Source organism: Luteimonas sp. A478 (assembly GCF_054052025.1).
Genome location: NZ_JBSVRF010000014.1, coordinates 1 through 2,931, shown reverse-complemented (window position 1 = coordinate 2,931; position 2,931 = coordinate 1). Strand labels below are relative to the sequence as shown.

The window sequence follows — 2,931 nt, the reverse complement described above, 5'->3', positions numbered from 1 at the left end:
AAATCTTCCGAAGGCCGGGCTTGGCCATGTGACACCTCTCGTTAGGTGAGGGTGTCAACTAAAGCGGATGAGGTTCCGCTTCGGCTTGAACAAATTGTTAGGTGCGCGCCTCATGCACCACCGGCACGACAAGACGCACCATATGCCTCGCTGTAGGACTTGCCGAAGCATTTGACCAACCCTTCTACTACATCAAGGTTTGGTGGCCAGCGCATCCTTATAGGCGGCTGATCGGGCTGGGTCGGAAACTCAATGTATCCATCCACAAGCGGCGGCATGCCAGATGCAGCATCGTAGGGGACTGCCGCCAATTGATCCCGAGCCCATTCCAGCCTCTCTTTTTCACCTGACAAGAATGCGATAGTAGCGTCAACATAGTGATTCCAGCCCGCAATGTCCCGCGCTGGATCCTTCTTCGCAATCTCAAGAGCCGGAATAGCTTGTTCATTCATTCCGGCAGATGCCAGCATCTGACCTTGATGCCAAGCCACCGTAGATGATGAATCTGGGTGTCTAGCCCGATAAGCGGCTATCAGCTCTGCTGCCGCGGCTTCGCACCCCGGAATGCTCCCGACCTGACGCCATCCGCCACTTGGTAGATCTTGGTCAAATGCCGCCTCATCAAGGGACAGAAGCTCCTCTTGGTCATAAGAACATTTTTCGCCAAGAGACTCCGCAGCATGAACCGAGAAGGCCATAGAGAAAATTGCAGTTACTAGTAGTTGTCTCATAGCACACCTAACGCCAGAGTTAAGCCGAGACGCGTAGTGGAGCGAACCACATGGCAAGCTGTATCTGCCATGTGGTTTGCGTAACGAAGCGGCTTCGGCTTGAACGACTTGTTAGGCCGCCGCACACCGAGCTTGCGCCCGACCTTGCAACAGCCCAACCCCTGAGCCGAACAGTACAACAAGTCTGGCCGAGCGGCCTGAGGCTGCCATCTGCCGGGGCCAAAGCCAGAACACTCGACTCGCGCGGCCAAGAACTCTCACTGCGCCCTGTCCGAAGCCGACTCGGCCGGTCAAATCTTGCGGAGAGTCGCGCCTGTCCGAAGCCGAGCTGCTGCAGGCCTGACTGCCGATGCCTGCACCGCGCGTGCGAGGTGCAAACGCTGCGGATAAGCGAGGCGCTACAGATTGCCTGGAACCCGGCAACAACAGTGCGGGAAACAAGGCCTAACACCAGAATTAAGCCGTGCCGCGAAGCGGCATCGGCTTGAATGAATTGTTAGGCCGCTGCGCGCCGCCCAAGTGATGGCACATCAGAAGCTTGCACCAACTCTCCAGCCGAGGCCCTGCGCTCCACGCTCTTGAACTCTGCAACCATTCGGGAGAAGTGAAGTACTTCACGAGTTGGGGTGGGCGCGACGATAGCCGCAAGAAGAACAGGAAGCATGAACGCCCAAGGTGAAACCAGTGCGCCTTGAAGGTAGCCAATGCAGATCGGCACCAAGCCGCAGGCGACCATAAACGTGGCCAGTTTGACTCCATGCCAAATCCAGAAGTGGCGCCACTTCGTCGCCGCAGCCATGCCCTCTCGGATATCTTCAACTGTCAGCATTCTTGAAGGGTCCACAGCGGCCTAACACCAGAATTAAGCCGTGCCGCGAAGCGGCATCGGCTTGAATGATTTGTTAGGGCGCATTCTCGCTAACCCACTTATTGAGATACGTCTCCAACTCGTGACAAAGCTGGCAATAATTTAAGAAGGGATCTGCCCAGACTTCGAGGTTGGGATTGCTTGAGGGGTGGTTCAAGCTCGTTGTCACAACCCAGAAGTGCGCGCAGTCGTCAATTGCACTTATCAGGCTCACTAGCTCAGCTTCCAAGTATGGAAGCTGATTAAGGAGCCGCCGAATGCTTTCCTTGGTTCGGCCATTGTGAAAATCAAAGTACTGAAACCAGTTTGCGTACTGGAGCGTTCGATTGATGATCAGAGGTGCATCGGAGTACGGTGGGATCTTTGAGAGTGCGTCGTTCAAGTTGGGCAGGTTATCCAGCGCGACTGGCACATTAGATCTTTTAGATATTTCAACCAACTGCCCCGCGCACTCACCGACAATCCGGGATGCGTGCTTGCTAATGAATGGGTAGAGAATTGCTTTTTCTTTTCGATCTTTCAAGTGCACGACGAGCAAATAGAACACATAGCTTGCGACAACCGAGCAGAGAATGGCTTCGACGAGCACTCCCGCTTCCTGTGCACCGGGGAATGCTCCGGGCATACGGTTGAGGAAGAAGATCTTTACAAGCAGCGCGACAGAAGACGCTGCCGCAAGAAAGCTGGCCTCGGGTTGAGCTGTTCTCACAAGCCGGTACAAATGCATGGCTGCGCCCTAACGCCTAAGTTAAGCCGAGACGCGTAGTGGAGCGAAGCACATGGCAAGCTGTATCTGCCATGTGCTTTGCGGAACGAAGCGGCTTCGGCTTGAACGCATTGTTAGGCCTCTGCTCCACCGGCGAAACGAAGCCCTAGCCAGACCGCAGTAATGCCCACGAGGACGCTACCAAGAATGTACAGCAGGGCAAGGCTCGTTTCCCCGCGCCGCAAGAGGATGAGCGACTCCAGCCCGAACGCCGAAAAGGTTGTGAAGCCACCCAGAAAACCGGTGACCAAGAACAGGCGAACCGGCTCCGAGACGGATGCCTTGGCAGAAGCGCCTACGAGCACGCCGATCAGCAGACAGCCCAAACAATTGACAGCGAAGGTGGCCCACGGAAACCGATCCGTCGGGGCAGCACCCAGTGCGACGGCCAGAGCGTAACGGGCCACCGAACCGAGGAAGCCGCCGAGTCCTACCCACAAGTACGCGCTCATATGTTTTTGAGGCCTAACACCTAAGTTAAGCCGAGCCGCGAAGCGGCTGGGACTTCATCCGTTTTTGTTGACACTGACGTTGTATCACGCGGCCGCCTCAAACTGCACTGGCGA

General features: G+C 56.0%; 4 protein-coding genes. All 4 read right to left on the bottom strand.

Features of this window, described 5'->3' with window-relative positions:
* Positions 1-110 precede the first annotated feature (110 nt).
* Positions 111-698: a hypothetical protein gene (locus ACW7G3_RS14125; RefSeq protein ID WP_456983547.1), complete on the bottom strand. Its 588-nt coding sequence runs from the start codon at positions 696-698 to the stop codon at positions 111-113.
* A gap of 529 nt (positions 699-1,227) precedes the next feature.
* Positions 1,228-1,560: a hypothetical protein gene (locus ACW7G3_RS14120; RefSeq protein ID WP_456983546.1), complete on the bottom strand. Its 333-nt coding sequence runs from the start codon at positions 1,558-1,560 to the stop codon at positions 1,228-1,230.
* A 73-nt stretch (positions 1,561-1,633) separates the two neighbouring features.
* A complete protein-coding gene (locus ACW7G3_RS14115; protein ID WP_456983544.1) occupies positions 1,634-2,326 on the bottom strand; it encodes a hypothetical protein in 693 nt (230 codons plus the stop codon).
* Between the two features lie 113 nt (positions 2,327-2,439).
* Positions 2,440-2,817, bottom strand: coding sequence for a fluoride efflux transporter CrcB (gene crcB, locus ACW7G3_RS14110; protein ID WP_456983543.1), 378 nt, complete (start codon positions 2,815-2,817; stop codon positions 2,440-2,442).
* Positions 2,818-2,931: the final 114 nt, after the last annotated feature.